At 68.4% G+C, this 1511-nt stretch carries 1 protein-coding gene; it reads left to right on the top strand.

Features of this window, described 5'->3' with window-relative positions; genetic code table 11:
* Window positions 1–1450 (top strand): histidine kinase dimerization/phospho-acceptor domain-containing protein (locus I71_RS03790; RefSeq protein WP_244433616.1); only part of this gene is annotated, 1450 nt, incomplete at its 5' end.
* Window positions 1451–1511 lie beyond the last annotated feature (61 nt).

Below are 1511 nucleotides of genomic sequence, written 5' to 3'. Positions count from 1 at the left end.
CGTGTTCCGGTTGCAGGCCGCCGGCCGGGGCAGCGGGCTGTTGATCGGCGATCCACGGCCGGGACGCGGCCTGGTCGACAGCACCGCCGGAGACCAGCGCTCGGGCCGATGGCTGCTGCCGATGAGCCGCGCCATGCGCGGGGCGAACGGCACGCTGCAGGCCGTGGTGGTCGCCACCGTCAACCCGGATTACTTCCAGGGCCTGTATCGTGCAGTCCAGGGCGGCAACATTGCCGGCGTCGGCGACCGGATCGCGCTGTACCGGTACGATGGTACCCTGCTGACCGTCCAGCCGCAGGCCGGGGAAGGAATTGCCCGGTCTTTCGCCACGACGCCGCTGTTCCGCCAGTATCTGCCGCAGGCCGAATATGGAGTGTTCCGTCATTCGGGGACCGATATCGGCGCCAGTGCCGACACGCGCATTGTCGCCTATCGCACGACGCCGGTCTGGCCGCTGGTCCTGACCGTCAGCGTGCGCCAGAACGCGGTGCTGGTCGCCTGGCACGAGAATCTTCGGACGGCATCGCTGTTGTCCGGTGGCATGATCCTGCTGCTCGGGCTGTTCGGGCTGCTGCTGGCGCGCTCGCTGGCTGCACAGCGTGAGCAGGGCAAGGAACTGGAGGAGGCAAACGCCCGCCTGTCCGCCATCGTCGACACGGCGGCGGAAGGCATCGTGACCGCACGCCCGGACGGCGTGATCGAGGCGGCCAACCCGGCTGCCCATGCCATCTTCCGCCGGGCACCGGCCGGGCTCGTCGGCAGTTCGGTGGTGGATTTTCTGCCGCCGGAGGAGCGTGCCGACGCCACCCGCGCCCTGGACGAGATCGCACGGGGGCGCCGTACCATGATGGGTCCGACCGCCCGCGGCGAGACCATCGCCCTGCGGCCGGCCACAGCCGGCGACAGCGGAGCGGAGAGCTTCCCTCTCGCCTATTCCGTGGCGCTGGTCAAAACGGCGGCCGGTCCGCTCTATGCCGCGATCCTGCGTGACCTGACCGAGGAGAAGCGGCTGGAGCACACCCTGCGCGACGCCAAGGAGCGGGCGGAAGACGGCCAGCGCATCAAAATGGAATTCCTCGCGACCATGAGTCACGAGATCCGCACGCCGATGAACGGGGTGATCGGCATGGCCGGGCTGCTGCTCGACACACCGCTGGCGACGGAGCAGCGGGCCTATGCCGAAACGATCCGCGATTCCGCCGAATCGCTGCTGGTCATCATCAACGACATCCTCGACTTCTCCAAGATCGACGCTGGCCGGCTGGAGCTGGAGATCGGCGAGTTCGAACTTGTGCCGATGGTCGAAAGCGTGGCGGAGATCCTGGCGCCACGCGCCGTCGCCAAGGGGCTTGATCTTGCCAGCTTCGTGCCGCCGGAGCTTCGCGGCACACTGCAGGGCGACGCCGGGCGGCTGCCGCAGATTCTGTTGAACCTCGCCGGCAACGCGTGAAATTCNACGAGTCCGGCAGCGTTTCCATCCTGTTGAGCGAGGAGCCTGTCCCCCCGGCCCC

Source organism: Azospirillum sp. B506 (genome assembly GCF_000333595.1).
In the GTDB taxonomy this organism is placed as follows: Bacteria; Pseudomonadota; Alphaproteobacteria; order Azospirillales; family Azospirillaceae; genus Azospirillum.
The sequence above is the reverse complement of the archived record's forward strand: the minus strand, read 5'-3'. Positions and strand labels throughout refer to the sequence as shown.